The 19,389-nt window shown below is 35.4% G+C and carries 14 protein-coding genes; 9 read left to right on the forward strand and 5 right to left on the reverse strand.

The window, feature by feature from the left end; translation table 11 throughout:
* The first annotated feature begins 6 nt into the window (after positions 1 to 6).
* The 8 genes from ACHZDT_RS12060 (at position 7) to ACHZDT_RS12095 (ending at position 10,848) form a co-directional block, all read left to right on the forward strand.
* Complete coding sequence (locus ACHZDT_RS12060; protein WP_394774874.1) at positions 7 to 3,162, forward strand: SusC/RagA family TonB-linked outer membrane protein; 3,156 nt, start codon at positions 7 to 9, stop codon at positions 3,160 to 3,162.
* A 34-nt stretch (positions 3,163 to 3,196) separates the two neighbouring features.
* Positions 3,197 to 4,726, forward strand: coding sequence for a SusD/RagB family nutrient-binding outer membrane lipoprotein (locus ACHZDT_RS12065; RefSeq protein ID WP_394774875.1), 1,530 nt, complete (start codon positions 3,197 to 3,199; stop codon positions 4,724 to 4,726).
* Between the two features lie 157 nt (positions 4,727 to 4,883).
* The gene (locus ACHZDT_RS12070) at positions 4,884 to 6,203 is read left to right on the forward strand and encodes a GntP family permease (RefSeq protein ID WP_394774876.1); all 1,320 of its coding nucleotides are present in this window, start codon (positions 4,884 to 4,886) and stop codon (positions 6,201 to 6,203) included.
* Between the two features lie 4 nt (positions 6,204 to 6,207).
* The gene (locus ACHZDT_RS12075) at positions 6,208 to 6,675 is read left to right on the forward strand and encodes a RidA family protein (protein ID WP_394774877.1); all 468 of its coding nucleotides are present in this window, start codon (positions 6,208 to 6,210) and stop codon (positions 6,673 to 6,675) included.
* A gap of 167 nt (positions 6,676 to 6,842) precedes the next feature.
* On the forward strand, positions 6,843 to 7,874 hold the full coding sequence (locus tag ACHZDT_RS12080) for a PfkB family carbohydrate kinase (RefSeq protein WP_394774878.1): 1,032 nt from the start codon (positions 6,843 to 6,845) through the stop codon (positions 7,872 to 7,874).
* Between the two features lie 9 nt (positions 7,875 to 7,883).
* Positions 7,884 to 8,531 (forward strand): aldolase, encoded by a 648-nt coding sequence (locus tag ACHZDT_RS12085; protein ID WP_394774879.1) that lies wholly within the window; start codon positions 7,884 to 7,886, stop codon positions 8,529 to 8,531.
* 4 nt (positions 8,532 to 8,535) lie between these two features.
* Positions 8,536 to 9,651 carry a D-TA family PLP-dependent enzyme gene (locus tag ACHZDT_RS12090; RefSeq protein WP_394774880.1) on the forward strand — a complete coding sequence of 372 codons (1,116 nt, stop codon included), beginning with the start codon at positions 8,536 to 8,538 and terminating at the stop codon, positions 9,649 to 9,651.
* A gap of 126 nt (positions 9,652 to 9,777) precedes the next feature.
* Positions 9,778 to 10,848, forward strand: coding sequence for a dipeptidase (locus ACHZDT_RS12095; protein ID WP_394774881.1), 1,071 nt, complete (start codon positions 9,778 to 9,780; stop codon positions 10,846 to 10,848).
* Here ACHZDT_RS12095 and ACHZDT_RS12100 read toward each other — a convergent pair.
* Positions 10,845 to 11,624: a DeoR/GlpR family DNA-binding transcription regulator gene (locus ACHZDT_RS12100; RefSeq protein ID WP_394774882.1), complete on the reverse strand. Its 780-nt coding sequence runs from the start codon at positions 11,622 to 11,624 to the stop codon at positions 10,845 to 10,847. The two genes, ACHZDT_RS12095 and ACHZDT_RS12100, sit on opposite strands and share 4 nt — an antisense overlap.
* A gap of 190 nt (positions 11,625 to 11,814) precedes the next feature.
* On the opposite strand from ACHZDT_RS12100, the gene ACHZDT_RS12105 reads away from it, so the two are divergent.
* A complete protein-coding gene (locus tag ACHZDT_RS12105) occupies positions 11,815 to 14,118 on the forward strand; it encodes a family 20 glycosylhydrolase (protein ID WP_394774883.1) in 2,304 nt (767 codons plus the stop codon).
* Positions 14,119 to 14,182: 64 nt separating this feature from the next.
* Here ACHZDT_RS12105 and ACHZDT_RS12110 read toward each other — a convergent pair whose 3' ends face one another.
* From ACHZDT_RS12110 to ACHZDT_RS12125, 4 genes are all read right to left on the reverse strand, one after another.
* Positions 14,183 to 15,469 carry a cytochrome P450 gene (locus ACHZDT_RS12110; protein ID WP_394774884.1) on the reverse strand — a complete coding sequence of 429 codons (1,287 nt, stop codon included), beginning with the start codon at positions 15,467 to 15,469 and terminating at the stop codon, positions 14,183 to 14,185.
* A 221-nt stretch (positions 15,470 to 15,690) separates the two neighbouring features.
* A complete protein-coding gene (locus ACHZDT_RS12115) occupies positions 15,691 to 16,437 on the reverse strand; it encodes a succinate dehydrogenase/fumarate reductase iron-sulfur subunit (RefSeq protein WP_394774885.1) in 747 nt (248 codons plus the stop codon).
* A gap of 81 nt (positions 16,438 to 16,518) precedes the next feature.
* A complete protein-coding gene (locus ACHZDT_RS12120; protein ID WP_394774886.1) occupies positions 16,519 to 18,519 on the reverse strand; it encodes a fumarate reductase/succinate dehydrogenase flavoprotein subunit in 2,001 nt (666 codons plus the stop codon).
* A gap of 11 nt (positions 18,520 to 18,530) precedes the next feature.
* The gene (locus ACHZDT_RS12125) at positions 18,531 to 19,196 is read right to left on the reverse strand and encodes a succinate dehydrogenase cytochrome b subunit (RefSeq protein WP_394774887.1); all 666 of its coding nucleotides are present in this window, start codon (positions 19,194 to 19,196) and stop codon (positions 18,531 to 18,533) included.
* Positions 19,197 to 19,389 lie beyond the last annotated feature (193 nt).

Consider the following 19,389-nt stretch of genomic DNA (forward strand, 5'->3'; position numbering starts at 1 on the left):
ACAATTATGAAAACAACGCTAATTTCATTAGTATTTATTGGGGGAATGATCTTCTCAGCAAATGCAAAAGAGGTTGCAATTAAAAAGCACCTTTTTGAACAAAAAAGCAATCAAATTGAAATTACTGGCCAGATTTTAGGTCAGGATGACGGAATGCCAATTGCCGGAGCAACTATTTATGCAGAAAGCAATAATAAAATAGCAACAATATCTGATGAAAACGGAAAATTCAAATTAGAAGTTCCGGAACACGAAAGTCACGTTGTTGTATCCTACATGGGTTACGAAACTTCAAAATTTCCGTTAATCCAATCTGCAAATCTAACCATAAGATTAAAACCTGCCGAAAATGTATTAGATCAGGTTTTAGTAACTGCATTAGGAGTTAAAAAAAGCAGCAAATCTGTAGCTTATGCAGTAACCGAATTAAAAGGAACTGAATTTACAAAAGCCAAAGAAACTAATATTGCCAATGCATTGGTGGGAAAAATTGCAGGTGTAAACGTAAGCAGCACCGCAACTGGACCTAACGGTTCGAGCAGAGTTGTGATTAGAGGAAATGGTTCGTTGAACGGAAATAACCAGCCGATGTATGTTGTAAATGATTTACCAATTGACAATACTCAGCTTAACTTACCGGGAATTGGGAACGGTGCCGGATCTACAAGGATTAATGTGGATCGTGGTGACGGAACATCAGTTATTAATCCTGATGATATCAAAACAATTACCGTTTTAAAAGGTGGAACTGCCGCTGCACTATATGGCGCAAATGCCGCAAATGGTGTAATTTTGATTCAGACGAAAAGAGGATCTGCCCAAAAAGGAATTGGAGTTGACTATAATACTTCGTTTACTTTTGAAACTCCATCAATCATACCAGATTGGCAGTATGAATATGGTTCAGGAGCAAATGGAAAAAAACCAACAACTCAAGCTGAAGCTATTGCAGACGGACGCTGGTCGTGGGGAGCTAAAATGGACGGAACAAATGTTGTTCAGTTTGACGGAGTTGAAAGACCATATGTTGCTCAAAAAAATAACATCAAAAACTTTTATAATACAGGCACAACATTCATTAACTCGATAGCTTTATCTGGAGGAAATGAAAAAGCTACGGGACGTCTTTCGTTTTCAAACATGGAAAATCAAGGTGTTGTTCCAAATACTGATTTCAACAGAAAAAGCGTCAACATGGCAAGCAATGTGAATTTAACTAACTGGTTAAAATTTGATGTTGTAGCACAATATAATTTAGAAAAATCAAATAACAGAGTTACGGTTTCTGATGCTGAAGCAAACCCAAACTGGGGAACTTATATGATCGCCAACACGGTTGATATTAGAAATCTTGCCCCGGGATATGATGCAAATGGTGTTGAGGAAGCATGGAATCCTGTTGCTGTAGCGACAAACCCTTATTTTGTAGTTAATAAAATTAAAAATAACGATACAAAAAACCGTTTTATTGGAATGTTGAACGTAAAAATGAATTTTACACCCAACTTATTCCTTCAAGGTAGAATTGGTCAGGATTTTACAGATTATGAATTCTTTGGATACATCCCAAAAACAACTTTAAACAATCCCGTCGGATATGCACAAAGTTCAAGAATGAAAATTTCCAACCTGAATTCTGAAGCAATTCTTAATTACACCAAGAAAAATATTTACAATGATTTCTCTTTAAATGCATTGATCGGAGTCAACTCCCGTACTAATTTACGAGACGAAACTAAAGTGGAAGGTTCAAATTTTGTATTAGATGATTTTTATGCCTTAAGCAATTTATCGACACTTGCTTATAGTTATCCTTACGGAAAAACCAAAACAAATTCGGTTTACGGTGCAGCAGATTTTGACTATAAAAACATAGTATTTTTAAACGTAACTGGACGTCAGGATTGGTTCTCGACACTTTCAAAAGAAAACAATACTGTATTTTATCCTTCGGTAGGAACAAGTATAATTGTATCAGATATTATAACAATGCCGGAATTTGTTTCGTTTGCTAAACTAAGAAGTTCATGGGCGCAAGTTGGTGGCGCAACACCGGATCCTTATGCATTGAACCAATCTTATTCGATGATTCAGGGCGGACATAATGGTCAGCAATTACAAGGACCTACAAGTACAAGAGTTCCTAATGCGACTTTAAGTCCGTTAACTTCTACAACATTTGAAATTGGTACAGATTTAGGATTTTTTCATAATCGTTTGAATCTTGATTTTGCTTATTACAATCGTGCAACAACAAATGACATTGTCGAAACTACAATCTCTAATTCTTCAGGAGCAAGTACAGCATTATTGAATCTTGGAAAAATGAGAAATAAAGGTGTCGAAGTTTTATTAAGCGGAAAAATCATTAGTTCTGAAAATTTCTCCTGGGACGCAAGTTTCAACGGATCTTATAATGAAAATACAGTTGAAGCACTTACAGATCAGTTGAATTCGATCACAATGGCAACTTCGGTAAACGGATATGTAACGATTACAAGTGATGTTGGTCGCCCTTATAGTATCATAAAAGGTTACAAACCTCGTGTAGATGCAAACGGAAATACGGTTTATAATGTAAGTGGCGGATCTGCTACTATCGCGCAAGGTCCTCTTGAAGAATTAGGTCAGGGAGTTCATCCTTGGGCAGCAGGACTTAGCAACGAATTTAAGTACAGAAACATTTCTTTCAGCTTTTTGATCGATGGTAAATTTGGAGGAAGTTTATATTCAGGAACAGATTTATACGGAACTCGTATGGGATTGACAAAATTAACGCTTGAAGGTCGTGAAAACGGTTTGCCAATAAAAGGTGTTGACACAAACGGAAATCCGGTTGATATGGTTATTGCTCCGGAAAACCTAAGAACGTATTATGATGGTTTAAGAAACATTTCATCAACATTTGTTTACGATGCAAGTTTTGTAAAATTAAGACAAGTAATTCTGGGTTATGATTTACCAATTGAAAAAATAAAAGGATTATCAAAACTTCAGGGAGCTTCGGTTTCATTTGTAGCAAGAAACTTATTCATTCTTTATAAGAAAACACCAAACGTAGATCCGGAATCTGTGTTTAGCGCAGGAAATGCTCAGGGTGTAGAACAATTTGGAGTGCCAAAAACCAGAAGTTTCGGTTTAAGTTTAAATGTCAAATTTTAAACTCACTTTATTGCTAATTTTTAAATTAAAAGACATGAAAAAGTTAACCATATTATACATCTCAGGTATACTTTTAGGAAGTATGACAGCCTGTACCAAGGATTTTGAAGAAATCAATACAAACCCAAACGTTGTTGAAAAACCAAATGCAAACTTTATTTTCAGCAAAGCGCAATTAGATGGTTTGAATAATAATTATTTTGCCACCAATATATTAGAATGTGGCGGAATGATTCAGCATTATGCAACGTATAAAGAAGCTTCAGGAGCCGGAGATAAATATTTGAGTAATGAAGTTTATTATTCTGCTTATTTTAATCAGGTTTATCCAACGGCAATAAATGAAACCGAAATTGTAATTAACACTTTAAAAGATACACCAACCGATAGCAATAGACTGAATATTGCAAGAATCTGGAAAGCATATTTGTATCACAGAGTTACAGATTTGTACGGAGATATTCCTTATTCTGAAGCTGCAAAAGCAAATAGTGCACAAATATTTCTTCCAAAATATGATACTCAGGAATTCATTTACAAAGATTTATTAAAAGAATTGGACGAAGCTGCAACAGCATTAGATCCTGCAAAAACAAGTTTTGGCAAAGCCGATTTTATCTATGATGGCGACGTTGCAAAATGGAAGAAGTTCTCTTATTCATTAATGCTTCGTTTAGGATTGAGATTAAGTAAAGTTGATCCGGCTTTATCAAAAACCTGGGTTACAAAAGCAATTGCCGGCGGAGTAATTTTAAATACTGCCGATAATGCAATTATGAAATATACCGATGGACCAAATGACATCAACAGAAACCCTGTTGGTTTTGATTCCAGAAAGCAGGATTTCACCGCAGGATCTTTTGGTCAGAAAAATGTTGAAGGCGGAAAATTAGGAAAAACCTTCATCGATTTATTAAAAGCAACAGCCGATCCAAGAATTAGTGTTTACGCCGGAGTTTGGCAGGGAACATCTCAAAACACAACACTTGCAATACAAAAAGGTTTCCCTAACGGAACCAAAACTGCACCAACAGCCGTTGAACAAGGAACTTATTCTGAACCAAACCAAAGTACTGTTTTTAAATATGATGCACCGCTTGTACTAATTAGCAACGCCGAAACTAATTTATATTTAGCCGAAGCCGCTGCAAGAGGTTGGTATATTGGAGAAACCGATAAAGATTTGTATGAGAAAGGCATAAAAGCCTCCTTTTTAAACATGGGAATCTACGGAATAAGTTATGCCATTACAGATGCAACTGCTTATTTAACCTTAAATCCGTTTAATGCAGCAGGATCATTTGAAGAGAAAATGAACCAGATTCACACTCAAATTTACATCGCCTTATTTGTAGACGAGCAGGAAGTTTATGCGAATTGGAGAAGAACTGGTTATCCCGTTTTAGTTCCTGTAAACTTTCCGGGCAACGTTACAAACGGCACAATTCCAAGACGTTTCAAATACCCAACTACAGAATATTCAGTGAATTCGAGTAACTTAGCTGAAGCGATAAAACGCCAGGGCGAAGACACATTTACAACAAAAATGTGGTGGGATAAATAAATAACAACTGTTGGTGAAAAATTTTTAAACACATAGAAACATAGCTTTTGTTTGCGCTAAAAAAGTATTTCACTTTCATAAGGCACATAGCTATGTTTCAATGCAGTTTCAAATATTTTTAATTTTTAATTCTCAATTTTTAATTAAAAAAAGATAAATGAGCATATTAATTCTTACGGCATGCATTGCGTTTTTAATCATTCAGATTGCCTGGTTTAAAATCAATCCGTTTATTGCCTTTATCATAACAGCTTTATTAGCAGGTCTTTTTTTAGGCCTGCCAATAAACACTTTGTCACAAACCGTTCAAAAAGGTTTGGGCGAAATGCTAGGATCGATTACATTGATTATTGTTTTCGGAACCTGTATTGGTAAACTTACCGTTTCATCAGGCGCCGCAAATGTCATTGCCAAAACAGTTATGGGATGGACCGGCAAAAAATACGTTCGCCTTGGTTTAATGATTACCGGATTTATTGTTGGGATACCGCTATTTTATAGCGTAGGATTTGTTTTGTTAGTTCCATTAATCTTTTCAGTAGCCCATCAATTTAAGCTTTCAAAAGTATATCTGGGAATCCCAATGTTAGCATCGCTTTCAGTCGCACACGGTTTTTTGCCTCCACATCCATCTCCAATGGCTTTAAGCAGTATTTTAAATGCTGATATTGGACTTGTTTTAGTTTACGGAATCATCATTGCGATTCCGACTATTTTTATTGCCGGTTTGTTGTTTTCGAATTTATTAAAAAACATCAAAACCGAATCAGATCATGAAATTTTGAATGTCGAAGAAGTTGTAAACGAAGGTAAACTTCCAAGTTTTTCTATTAGTTTATTCTCCGCTTTATTTCCGGTTTTCGGGTTAACGCTGACTTCTGTATTACCAATGATTTCTCAAAATGAAACCTTAGTAAATATTTGCAAAATGGTTGGAGAACCAAGTATGATAATGCTTATTTCTCTATTGATTTGCACCTATACTTTAGGAATCAGAATGAACAGAAGCATTACATCCGTTATGGATGATTATGCAGTTGCTATAAAAGATGTTGCCCTTATTGTCCTGATTGTTGGCGGTGCCGGAGGTTTAAAAGAAGTTATGATCGTAAGCGGAGTAAACGAAACGATTGTAACAACCCTGACACAAATAAACATTCATCCGTATTTATTGGCGTGGATGATGGCAGCGATTATTCGCATTTGTGTTGGGTCTGCAACAGCCGCCGGATTAATGACCGCCAGTGTTTTACTGCCGTTACTTCAAACAGCCGGTCTCGATCCTAACCTACTAGTGCTGGCTGTTGGAGCCGGAAGTCTAATGTGCTCGCATGTAAACGATCCAAGTTTTTGGATGTTTAAAGAATATTTTAACATCAGCCTGAAAGACACTTTTAAATCATGGACCGTCATGGAATCTTTAGTATCAGTTTTAGGAATCATTTTCGTTTTTATTTTAAACTCTATAATACATTAATATCATGAATTTATTACCACAAGAAAAATTTGAAACTCTTGGTTTATCTTTACCGCCGGCCCCTCAGCCACTTGGTATCTATAAACCTTATTTAGTTGATGGTAAATATTTATATCTTTCAGGTCATGGGCCTGTTAATGATGACAAATCCCTAATCATTGGCCGAATTGGCGATGACATGAATATCGAAGAAGGAAAATTAGCAGCAAGACAAGTCGGCTTAACAATGCTTTCTACAATTGTAACCAATTTTGGAAGCCTGAATAAAGTAAAACGTGTTATAAAAGTTTTAGGAATGGTAAATTGCAATGGCGATTTCCTTAGACATCCGTATGTAATAAATGGCTGCAGTGAATTATTTGCTGAAGTTTGGGGACAAGAAAACGGAATTGGCGTAAGAAGCGCCGTAGGAATGGGTTCTTTACCGGATAATATTCCTGTTGAGGTTGAAGCTGTTTTCGAATTATATTAAAAATTAGGCCACAGATTTTACGGATTAAACAGATTCGCACAGATTAAATATTTGTTTGCAACGAATTTTACTAATTAATTTTTCACGTACTGATTTGTGAAAATTTGTGGAATTTGCGGTTAAAAAACCATTAGAAACAAAAAATATGTGGCAAAAAAAATAAACAAATGAATATAAATACTCCACAAACTAGAATTGCAACTTTTGGAGAATTATTGCTCCGAATGAGCGTTGCTAATGGAAACAGGTTTACGCAGGCCAATGAAATAAAAATTCATGTTGGCGGTGCCGAAGCAAATGTTTGTGTTTTACTTTCTCAACTCGGCATTCAAACCGATTATATTACCCGATTACCCGAAAATGATTTGGCACAATTAGCCTTAAACGAACTTCAGAAATACAAAGTAAATACTTCAAAATGTGTTTATGGCGGAGAACGTTTAGGATTGTATTTTGTTGAAGCCGGAAACCAAATCAGGCAATCACAGGTTATTTACGATAGAAGCAATTCTTCGTTTGCAACAATTAAAAAAGATCAAATTGACTGGGATTTGGCTTTAGCCGATGTTACCCATTTTCATTGGTCAGGAATAAGTCCGGGAGTTTCTGAGGAAGCAGGTTTAGCTTGCAAAGAAGCGATTCTCGCAGCACACAAAAAAGGTTTGCCGATTTCTTCTGATTTTAACTTTCGATCAAAATTATGGCAATATGGGAAACATCCTTCTGAAATAATGCCTGATTTGCTTCAATACAGCACAATTACCGTTGCTGATTTAGATGCGATTGAAATTTATTTCGGAATCAAAACTGATAACAAAGATTCAGATGAAGATCGTTTTCAGAAAACGTTCGAATTATTAAAAGCAAAAATGCCTTTTTTAAAAACATTAGCAATGAGTTTTAGAAAATCAGACGGACCAGCACATTTATACAAAGGTTTACTGATTCACGAAGGTAATTTCTACCAGACACAAGAACACAAAATACACGTTGTAACGGATCAAATTGGTTCCGGAGATGCTTTTAATGCTGGATTATTATACGGATTATCCAATAAATTTTCCGGACAGGAATGTATCGAATGGGCAACGGCTTGCGGCGTAATCAAACAAAGTATTCACGGAGATTTCGCGATAACGAACCTTAACGAAATAAGTCATTTTATCAAAAACGGCTCAAGTAATAGAATTAACAGATAAAGAAAGAATATGTACAGCATTTTAAAAGCACAAGGCGTACTTCCGTTAGTAACACAAATTAATATTGAAACAGCCCAAATTGTCTTGCAATCCGCGGCTGATGCTGGAATAAAAATTATAGAGTTTGCTGCTCGTGCAGATAATGCTAAAGAAGTTTTTAGCCAAATGATCGCCTTTAAAAAAGCGAATAATTTAGATGTTAAAATAGCCGTTGGATCTATTTTAAGCGTTGACGATGCCAAAACTTTTCATCAATTAGGAGCAGATTGTATTGTTTGCCCGCATACTGATTTAGAGATTGGAAACTATTGCTTCAAAAATAATATTTACTGGATTCCCGGCGCTGCAACTTTAAACGAAATCCTTCACGCTAATAAATTAGGAGCCGAAATCGTAAAACTTTTTCCTGCTGATAAAATTGGCGGACCAGGATATGTAAAAGCAATTATAGCACCTTTTCCGAATTTGAAAATAATGCCAACCGGAGGCGTAACTTTGGAAGAAAGCAATTTGAAATCCTGGTTCAAATCCGGCGTTGTTTGTGTTGGAATTGGTTCTAATTTATTTTCGAAAGAAATGCTTTTGGATTTAAAGTATGAACAATCATTACAAGCTTTTCAAAATTTAATTGAAGTTGTCGCAAAAACAAGAAACTAAAGTTATGCAAGAAAATTGGTGGAAAATTAATTCCGAAATCCGTATTGATACGCCATTTTTAGCTGTTTACGAAGATCGTATTCAGTCAAATATCGAGCGTTTGATTGAATCAGTAAATGGCGAAACTCAAAAGTTGCGACCACATATAAAGACACATAAAATTGGTGAGATTCTGGATTTATTTAAAACCTACAACATCAATAAAATAAAATGCGCCACAATTGCCGAAGCTGAACTTGCTGCGATACATGAAATTCCAGATGTGCTTCTCGCCTATCAGCCTGTTGGCGTTAAAAAAGAAAGATGGATTTCGTTAATACAAAAATATCCAAATACGGCTTTTTCGACCATTGTTGACAATTTTGAATCGGCGAAAGCCTTGAATGAAATTGCCGAGAAAAATGATTTGAAACTTGCTGTTTATTTAGATTTAAATACCGGAATGAACAGAACCGGATTTTCAACTTCTGAAAATTGGAGCGCTTTGATTATTGCCATTATTCATTTAAAGAATCTTCATTTTACCGGAATTCACATTTATGATGGTCATTTAAAAGGCGATGTAGAAGAACGGACTGCTGCGGCTTCAAATGCCTTTTTCAGCATCAATGAAAAGATTAAAGAAGTGGAGCAAAATTTAGATTATAAACTAAAAATTGTTGCGGGAGGTTCTAATACATTTCCGTTTTATTCCTCAGAAAAAAATGTAGAATCAAGTCCCGGAACTTTTGTTTTTTGGGATTCAAATTATCAAATTCATTTACCGGAACAAAACTTTGAACCCGCTTTGGTTATTGTTGGAACCATAATTTCAAAACCTACAAGTTCTACATTTTGTATTGATATCGGATACAAAGCTGTAGCTTCTGAACACCCAATTGACAAAAGATTAGTGATTTTGAATGATGAAAACCTAATCCCAACGGCACATTCAGAAGAACATTTGATTATAGAAAATAAAGGGAAAAACGAGTACGCTATTGGCGACAAAATTTATGCAATTCCTTATCATGTTTGCCCAACTTGCGCCCTTTATGATTCAGTTCAGGTAGTAAATGCAGCACATGAAATTTGCGATGAATGGCAAGTCGTTGCGCGCAGCAGAAAAATTAATATCTAGCAGAAGAAAAAGGCGAAAAAGAAAAAAGAATAAAAAATAGAGCGAAGAAGAAAGAGAACAGACCTTATAATAATACTTGTAGAGAATCTCTGAGCCTTTGTCCCTTTGTCCCTTAAAAAAAATAATATGTTTATAATAGACGCCCATTTAGACCTGAGCATGAATGCAATGGAATGGAATAGAGATTTAAGAAATGACGTTCCCACTTTACGCCATCTCGAAAAAGGAATGACGGATAAACCAGATCGTGAACGTGCTACGGTTTCGTTTCCTGATTTACGACGCGGCAATATAGGTATTGTTGTGGCAACTCAAATTGCAAGATTTGTAAAACCGGACAGTATTATTCCCGGTTGGAATTCTCCTGAGCAAGCCTGGGCACAAACTCAGGGACAACTTGTGTGGTACAAAGCGATGGAAGAAGCCGGAGAAATAACCGCCATTACAGATAAAAAATCACTCCAAAAACAAATTGATTTATGGAATGATGGAACCCCAAATGATAAAAAACCTATAGGATATATTCTAAGTCTTGAAGGCGCTGATTCTATTATTGATGTTTCGTATTTAGAAAAAGCATACAATTACGGATTACGCGCTATTGGTCCTGCACATTACGGACCCGGACGTTACGCAAACGGAACGGATGCAACGGGAAAAATGCAACAAAACGGACTTGATTTATTGAAGGAAATGGAGCGTTTGAATATTATTCTGGATGCGACACATTTATGCGATGATGCTTTTTGGCAAGCTTTAGACCATTATAATGGACCAGTTTGGGCGAGTCATAACAATTGTAGAAGTTTAGTAAATCACAATCGTCAATATAGTGATGAAATGATTCAGGCATTAATTTCAAGAGGAGCCGTAATTGGTGGAGCTTTAGATGCGTGGATGTTAGTTCCTGATTGGGAAAGAGGCGTTTCGACTCCGCAAAGCACAAATTGTAATTTAGAAACTGTTTTTAAACACATGGATCACATTTGCCAATTGGCAGGAAATGCGAATCATATTGGCGTGGGTTCTGATCTTGACGGTGCTTTTGGGACAGAACAATCTCCGGCTGATTTAAATACCATTGCCGATTTACAAAAATTGGTTCTGATTTTTAAAAACAACGGATATTCTGATGAAGATTTAAATAAGATCTTTCACCAGAACTGGATTAACTTTTTAATGAAAAATTGGGATTAAAGAAAAACTAAACTGGGAACTGCCTTTTTGTATGATTGTAATTTTTCGTCGTTTGGATCAACTTCCGTGACAACATAATCAACTTCGGATAAATTGGCAATTTTCATTTTTAGAACCGTATCCAGTTTTTCAGAAATAGTCAGAATCGCAGTTTTTTCCGAAGCCTGAATCATTGCTTTTTTTACCTGAACGGTTTCCCAATCAGAATCTGAGAAACCACCTTCGATATCAAGGGCATTGGTTCCTAATATTAATAAATCGACTTTAATATTCGCCAACTGATTATAAACATCGCCGCTAACACACATTTGGCTATAAGATGAAATACTGCCGCCAATCATGATAATTTTAACATTGGGTTTGTCCAGAAGTTCAACCGCAGATAAAACGGTAACGGTAAAAATAGTAAGATTTAAATCATCAGGAATCAAACGGATAAATTCACGAATTGTAGTTCCGCCGCCAATTAACAAAACCATTCCGTCATGAAGTAAACCTAAAGTTTTTTGCGCAATAATTTGTTTTGATTCGCCTGCATAAGTCTGATTATTAGTCGAAGAATGGTGATATGCTTTTGTCATTGCACCGCCTTTTACCTTAATCAACAAAGATTCTGATTCAAGTTCATTAATATCACGTCTGACCGTATCTTCAGAAACAAATAATTTTGCCGAAAGCGTTTCAAAACTTACACGAGTATGCAAGTTAATCTCTTTTAAAATAAGATTTTTACGTTCTTCCTTGGTATAATTTACCACTTCATTCTCAGTATTCATGCAAATTCGTTTTTGTTGGAACAAATGTAAACAATAAATGCAATATTATTGCGAAACATATTATAACACAAAGTAATAAAAAAGTTAATTACGCTATTTTAAAGACATTTAAAGCCAAATAAGTTTTGCAAAAAAAATGCAAACTTAACATACAAAACATAAATTTGTTTAACAAACCAAAAAAGCAACCATGCACAAAAGTATATTTCTCTTTTTGATATTCTGTTATTCCTTTGCGAATGCTCAAACTACTTCTGATAATAATACTATAATTCCTGCTCCAAATTCATACAAAGCAACGGGAGATAGTATTCGTTTAAACGGAAAAATAAAAGTTGTTTTTGAGAATAATAAATTTAGTGCCAAAGAACAAAAAACAGCAGACATTTTTGAGTCGGCTATAAACTCAAATGTTGCAAATAAAAAAAGCAATATTGAAGTTTTGTTCATCGCCAAAAATCCAACTGAATCTTCAAAAAAAGAAGCATATAAAATCACTATTACTCCAAAAAAAATAATTGTTACAGGAAGTGAAGAAGGATTATTTTATGCCGTTCAGAGTCTTTTGCAGCTTTTACCGAACAAACCAAAAAATCAGGAAATAAAATTACCTTGCGTAACTATCGAAGATGAGCCGAGATACAGCTACCGTGGGCTTCACCTCGATGTTTGTCGCCATTTTTTCTCTATTGATGTCATAAAAGATTTTATCGCACAAATGTCCAGTTATAAGTTAAACAACTTTCATTGGCATTTAACTGACGATCAGGGATGGAGAATTGAGATAAAAAAATATCCAAAACTAACCGAAGTCGGATCAAAAAGAGCACAGACATTAGTTGGTAATAAATTCGAAAGATCACCAATGTTTTTTGACGGAAATTCATACGGAGGATTCTATACACAGGAAGAAATTAAAGACGTTGTAAAATTTGCCGAAGCACATTATGTAAATATAATTCCTGAAATCGAAATGCCCGGTCATGCAACTGCCGCAGTTACGGCTTACCCTAATTTATCCTGTTTTCCGGATCGACCTTATAAAGTTATTGAATCATGGGGAGTTTTTGAAGATATTTTCTGCGCCGGAAAAGAGGAAACTTTTACTTTTTTAGAAGATGTTTTAACTGAAGTTATCGCTTTGTTTCCGAGTAAATATATTCATATTGGCGGAGACGAATGTCCGAAAGCAAGATGGAAAATTTGTCCGAATTGCCAAAAGAGAATCAAAGATTTAGGATTAAAAGATGAACACGAATTGCAAAGTTATTTAACAACCAGAATAGAAAAATTTCTAAACGCGCACGGAAGACAAATTCTGGGTTGGGACGAAATGCTTGAAGGCGGATTAGCTCCAAATGCGGCGGTAATGTCCTGGCGAGGAGAATCGGGCGGAATTAGTGCTGCCAGACAAAAACATCTTGTAGTCATGAATCCGGAACAAATTTTATATTTAGATTATAATCAGGGTTATTCGCCACAGGAACCATTAACGGTTGGGAGATTAATTACGGTTGATAAAATTTACAATTACAATCCAACGCCAGTTGATAGTTTATCGGTCGACGAACAAAAGTACATTTGGGGAGTTCAGTCTAATCTTTGGTCGGAATATTTAACAAGTTCGGCAAAATTAAATTATCAGCTTTATCCGAGAATGTTTGCTTTAGCAGAAATTGCCTGGACAGAACCTAAAAACAAAAATTACAACAATTTCGTTTTAAACAGAATGCCATATCACTTAGAAAAATTAGAAGAACAAAAAAGATTGTATAAAGTTCCAACGCCTTTCGGCTCAACCGAAACAGCTTTAATCGCATCAAAATATATTTTAAATTTAAAGCCAACGATCAAAAATGGTCAAATTTTCTATACAATTGATGGTTATAATCCGGATGAAACCGCAGAACTTTATGAAAAACCAGTAACTATAAATATCCCCAAAGGCGAATACCGAATCATAAAAACAGTTCAAATCAGCCCAAGCGGGAGAAGAAGTTCAATCAATAAAATATTGGTTAGAAACCCAGATCTAAAATCGGCTCTAGCCATAAAACCAGCTAAGAAAGGGTTAAAATTTGACTATTATACGGGAACATTATTCCAGCAAGTTCAGGATTTAGAATTGGCAAAACCCGTTAATTCAGGAATTTTTGAAGGCGCAATAAGCAGTGAAAAATGGAAATCAAAAACAGAGCGTTATATCGGCTTAAAATTCGACGGATACATCAATATTCCCGAAACTGGAAATTACACGATTTCTACGCTTTCAGATGACGGATCAAAGCTTTTTATCGATAATGAATTAGTGGTTAATAATGATGGCATTCATTGGCTTAATGAAGCGTACGGAGCTGTAAAACTCGAAAAAGGTTTTCATAAAATCTATATCAATTATTTTGACCAGATTGGCGGAACAACTTTAACTTGTTTTATCCAACAGGAAGGAAAAGAAAAGCAGGAAATAAGCGCTTCGCAATTGTATTACGAATAAAAAAAGATGCATTACTAACAGCCCGTTCTGTGTTTTTTTTTGAACCTTTATTTTTTTAATTAAATCAAAAAATAACTGGAAATTTTTTTAATCCCCGAATTATATTGCTGGTACGCCATTCTATAGAATCAGCTGTATGATCAAGTTTTAAATTAGGCAAACGATTTAAAATAGCGGTAATAGCAATTTCACATTCTAAACGGCCTAATGGAGCTCCAATACAAAAATGTATTCCGTATCCAAAAGCCAGATGTTTGATGTTTTTTCGTGTTATATCAAAACTTAAGGAGTTATCAAATTTAGTTTCATCATGATTTGCTGATAAAAAAATCACTAATACACCTTCTCCTTTTTTAATTGTGACTCCATTAATGAGAATGTCTTCTGCTGCCAATCTCATAGTAGAGTTTATAACTGGTCCGTTATATCTTAGCATTTCTTCTACAGCTGAATGAATTAATTCAGGATTGTTTTTTAAGAGATTTAATTGTTCAGGATGAGAAAGCAAAGCATACATTCCGTTGCTAATTAAATTAACGGTGGTTTCATGTCCGGCAATAATAAGAAGAAAAATGGTTGCATAAAGCTCATCTTCTGTCATATTATCATCAGTCTCTTGTAATTTTAAAAATGCACTGATTAAGTCATTTTTTGGTTCTTTCCTGTGCAAAGCAAAAACATTTTTCAAGTAATCAATGAAAGCATCCGCACTGTCTTCAATAGATTGTTTGTTTTTTTCGGTTACCTGAACTTCTATTAATATATCAGACCAGTTTCGTAATTTTTCACGATCTTCCACTGGAAGACCTAATAATTCTGCTATTACAATAATTGGCAGCTGATAAGCGAAGTCATCAATAAAATCGAATTTTTTATTACTTTCAATTTTGTCAATTAATTCATTGGTAATTTTCTGAATTTGAGCACGCATTCCTGCAATGATTTTTGGCGTAAATGCTTTTTGAGCAAAATTTCTTAGACGAGTGTGTTCTGGCGGATCATTAGCAAGCATGTGAAATCTTCGAAGAATATAGGCCGAAGTTGTTCGTTTTGTTTGTCCTTTTAAAGTTTCATCTCCAAAAACTCTTAAATTATTGGGGGATTTGATGAATCTTGGATCACGCAATACATACACTGCGTCATCAAATTTGGAGATTAGCCAAACAGGAAAACCATCGCCTAAAGTAATTTGTTGGATAGGAGCATTGCTTCTTAATTTTTGAAATGTCAGCTCTGGACTTTTGTTAAAGATTGGATCTTCAAAATTAATAGGAACATTCGATTTGCTCAAGTATGGGCAAGCGCCCTTGGTTTCTAAAGAATGTATTTTCTTTTCAATTGGATTTTTCATATAATGTAGCTTAATAGATTCAATTTATTTAGAAACGCAAGTCAAATGTAGGAAAATATTTTAAATAAACTCGCAATTAACTGATATTTAGCTAACTATAAATAAATCATATAAAAAGAAACAAGAAATTAGTGCTTCGCAATTGTATTACGAATAAGACATAAAAAAAGGTTCCGAGCATCGGAACCTTTTTTTTAAAATTAAAAGTATTTTTTTTTAAATTATCCTTGTAAACTTGCAGATAAATACTCACGGTTCATACGTGCAATATTTTCAAGAGAAATTCCTTTAGGACATTCTACTTCGCAAGCTCCAGTGTTGGTACAGTTACCAAAACCTTCATGATCCATTTGGTGAACCATGTTTAAAACACGATCAACAGCTTCGATTTTACCTTGAGGTAATAAAGCATATTGAGATACTTTTGCAGCAACGAACAACATTGCCGATGAGTTTTTACAAGTTGCAACACAAGCTCCACAACCAATACAAGCAGCAGCATCAAATGACTTATCAGCATCGTGTTTGTTAATTGGGATTGTATTTGCATCGATTGTATTTCCTGAAGTATTTACCGAGACAAATCCTCCTGCATGTTGAATTCTGTCAAAAGAACTTCTGTCAACAACTAAATCTTTAATTACCGGGAAAGCTTTTGCTCTAAATGGCTCGATAAAAATCGTGTCACCATCTTTAAACATACGCATGTGTAATTGACAAGTTGTAACTCCTCTGTCTGGTCCGTGTGCTTCTCCGTTGATGAATAATGAACACATTCCGCAGATTCCTTCACGACAATCGTGATCAAATGCTACTGGTTCTTCGCCTTTGTTGATTAATTGTTCGTTAAGAACGTCAAGCATTTCAAGGAAAGACATATCTGGTTCGATTCCGTCAATTGGGTAATCAACAATTCCTCCTTTATCTTGGGCGTTTTTCTGACGCCATATTTTTAATGTAAGTTTCATACTGTTTTAGTTTGAAAGTCCTAAAGTCGAAAGTCGAAAGCCTTTCTTTAAGACTTTTGACTTTCGACTTTCGACCAAATTTTACTTGTAGCTTCTTTGAACTAATTTAATGTTTTCGTAAACCAGCGGTTCTTTGTGTAATACGGCATCACTTGGTTTTCCTTTATATTCCCAAGCTGCAACGTATGCAAAGTTTTCATCATCACGAAGTGCTTCTCCTTCTTCTGTTTGGTATTCTTCACGGAAGTGACCTCCACAAGATTCATTACGGTGCAATGCATCTTTCGCGAATAATTCTCCTAACTCTAAGAAATCGGCAACACGTGTCGCTTTCTCTAATTCCTGATTAAATCCATTAGGACTTCCCGGAACTTTTACATCTTTATAAAACTCTTCACGTAAAGCAGCAATTTCTACGATAGCTTCAGATAAACCTTTAGCATTACGCGCCATACCAACTTTATCCCACATGATTTTTCCTAATTTCTTATGGAAATAATCTACAGAATGAGTTCCTTTATTATTGATAAATCTGTCGATTTGATCTTTCACTTCTTTTTCTGCTGCTATGAATTCTGGTAAATCTGTAGAAATTTCTCCCATTTTAATATCCGGAGCTAAATAATCTCCAATAGTATAAGGTAATACGAAATATCCATCAGCTAAACCTTGCATCAAAGCAGAAGCTCCAAGTCTGTTTGCTCCGTGATCAGAGAAGTTAGATTCTCCAATTGAGAAACATCCCGGAATTGTAGTCATTAAGTTATAATCAACCCATGTTCCACCCATTGTGTAGTGAACCGCAGGATAAATCATCATTGGCGTTGTATAAGGATCTTCGTCAACGATTTTGTAGTACATCTGGAATAAGTTTCCGTATTTACTTTTCACGATTTCAGCTCCTAATTTAGTTACTAGTGCAGCATCATTAGCATCTAAACCTTTTACAAAAGCTTCTTCAGTTCCGTAACGTTTGATTGCTGCAGCAAAATCAAGGTAAACAGCTTCTCCGGTTTTATTAACTCCAAAACCAGCATCACATCTTTCTTTTGCAGCACGAGACGCAACGTCACGAGGTACTAAGTTACCAAAAGCAGGATATCTTCTTTCTAAGAAATAATCTCTTTCAGCTTCAGATAAATCAGTTGCTTTTTTCTTTCCTTCACGAATCGCTTTTGCATCTTCTTGTTTTGCAGGAACCCAAATACGACCGTCATTACGTAACGATTCAGACATCAAAGTCAGTTTTGACTGGTGATCTCCTGAAACCGGAATACAAGTTGGGTGAATTTGTGTGTAACAAGGATTTGCGAAAAACGCTCCTTTTTTATGAATTTTCCAAGCTGCTGTTGCGTTACTTCCCATAGCATTTGTTGACAAGAAAAATACGTTTCCGTATCCTCCAGAACCAACTACTACTGCGTGAGCAGAATGTCTTTCTATTTCTCCTGTAACAAGATTACGAGCGATAATACCTCTCGCTTTTCCGTTCACGATAACAATGTCAAGCATTTCGTGACGGTTGTACATTTTTATTTTTCCACGACCAATCTGACGGTTCATTGCAGAATAAGCTCCTAACAATAATTGTTGACCGGTTTGTCCTTGTGCGTAAAAAGTACGGGAAACCAAAGTTCCTCCAAAAGAACGGTTATCTAATAATCCGCCATATTCACGAGCCAATGGAACTCCTTGAGCCACACATTGATCAATAATATTAGACGAAACTTCGGCCAAACGGTGAACGTTTGCCTCACGTGCACGGTAGTCACCACCTTTTACAGTATCATAAAATAATCTGTAAACTGAGTCACCGTCACCTTTATAATTTTTTGCTGCATTGATACCCCCTTGTGCTGCAATAGAGTGCGCACGACGAGGTGAATCCTGAAAACAAAATGCTTTTACGTTATATCCCTGCTCAGCCAAAGTAGCCGCAGCTGAACCTCCAGCCAAACCTGTACCAACGATAATAATATCTAAATTACGTTTGTTTGCAGGGTTTACTAAATTAATATGATCTTTATAATCTGTCCATTTGTCCGATATTGGGCCATGTGGAATTTTTGAATCTAATGCCATTATAATTGATATTAATTATTGAAATGATGAAATAATGCGATAATTATGAAAAGTGCCGGAACCACAACTGCGAACCAGTAACCTACTTTACTTAAAAATCTTGAATATTTATTGTGCATCCCCATTGATTGAAGAGAGGAACCGAATCCGTGCCAAAGGTGAAACCCTAATAACACAAATGAAACACAATATATTCCGGTGCGAATTGGGTCATGAAATTTATGAACTAATTCTCCATAATATCTCGTAGCATCTGGCGCAGTTCCGTTTACATATTTATAAGCAACTTCCGGAAACCAGAAATCGTAAAAATGCAGTCCTAAGAAAGCCAAAATAACCAATCCGGAAATAATCATATTTCTAGAACTCCATGAAGCATTTGCAGCTCCGTTGTATTTTGCATAAGCAATTGGTCTTGCATCAGTATTTTGAGCAGTCAATACGAATCCCATAACGAAATGGAAGATTACTCCGATTGCCAAAACTGGTTGCATTACATATTGAATCAGCGGATTGTATCCCATAAAGTGAGAAGCTTCGTTAAAAACATTTTCACTAATAATAGAAATAAAATTTAAGGAAACATGCAGCGCTAAAAACGTGATTAAGAATATTCCCGAAAGGGCCATAGCCACTTTCTTTAAGATGGAAGCATTCAATAGTGCAGATTGTGCCATAAGTGTTTAAGTAGTTTGTTTTAAAAAATTACACAAAAATAACTCAATTAACAATGAACTACAACCATTTCGCTGTTATTTATAATGATTTTAAAATAGAAAATATATAAGTACTTCTACGTATAAAAAACATTTGATACCACATAAAAATCTATAAATGTACATTTTAAAGAAACAAATTAGCATAATGACA

Source organism: Flavobacterium sp. (assembly GCF_043722275.1).
GTDB lineage: Bacteria > Bacteroidota > Bacteroidia > Flavobacteriales > Flavobacteriaceae > Flavobacterium.

What these genes read in the sequence shown, in the direction of transcription:
- ACHZDT_RS12060 (WP_394774874.1), top strand. Translation starts at nt 7, where the DNA reads ATGAAAACAACGCTAATTTCATTAGTATTTATTGGGGGAATGATCTTC.
- ACHZDT_RS12065 (WP_394774875.1), top strand. Translation starts at nt 3,197, where the DNA reads ATGAAAAAGTTAACCATATTATACATCTCAGGTATACTTTTAGGAAGT.
- ACHZDT_RS12070 (WP_394774876.1), top strand. Translation starts at nt 4,884, where the DNA reads ATGAGCATATTAATTCTTACGGCATGCATTGCGTTTTTAATCATTCAG.
- ACHZDT_RS12075 (WP_394774877.1), top strand. Translation starts at nt 6,208, where the DNA reads ATGAATTTATTACCACAAGAAAAATTTGAAACTCTTGGTTTATCTTTA.
- ACHZDT_RS12080 (WP_394774878.1), top strand. Translation starts at nt 6,843, where the DNA reads ATGAATATAAATACTCCACAAACTAGAATTGCAACTTTTGGAGAATTA.
- ACHZDT_RS12085 (WP_394774879.1), top strand. Translation starts at nt 7,884, where the DNA reads ATGTACAGCATTTTAAAAGCACAAGGCGTACTTCCGTTAGTAACACAA.
- ACHZDT_RS12090 (WP_394774880.1), top strand. Translation starts at nt 8,536, where the DNA reads ATGCAAGAAAATTGGTGGAAAATTAATTCCGAAATCCGTATTGATACG.
- ACHZDT_RS12095 (WP_394774881.1), top strand. Translation starts at nt 9,778, where the DNA reads ATGTTTATAATAGACGCCCATTTAGACCTGAGCATGAATGCAATGGAA.
- ACHZDT_RS12100 (WP_394774882.1), bottom strand. Translation starts at nt 11,624, where the DNA reads ATGAATACTGAGAATGAAGTGGTAAATTATACCAAGGAAGAACGTAAA.
- ACHZDT_RS12105 (WP_394774883.1), top strand. Translation starts at nt 11,815, where the DNA reads ATGCACAAAAGTATATTTCTCTTTTTGATATTCTGTTATTCCTTTGCG.
- ACHZDT_RS12110 (WP_394774884.1), bottom strand. Translation starts at nt 15,469, where the DNA reads ATGAAAAATCCAATTGAAAAGAAAATACATTCTTTAGAAACCAAGGGC.
- ACHZDT_RS12115 (WP_394774885.1), bottom strand. Translation starts at nt 16,437, where the DNA reads ATGAAACTTACATTAAAAATATGGCGTCAGAAAAACGCCCAAGATAAA.
- ACHZDT_RS12120 (WP_394774886.1), bottom strand. Translation starts at nt 18,519, where the DNA reads ATGGCATTAGATTCAAAAATTCCACATGGCCCAATATCGGACAAATGG.
- ACHZDT_RS12125 (WP_394774887.1), bottom strand. Translation starts at nt 19,196, where the DNA reads ATGGCACAATCTGCACTATTGAATGCTTCCATCTTAAAGAAAGTGGCT.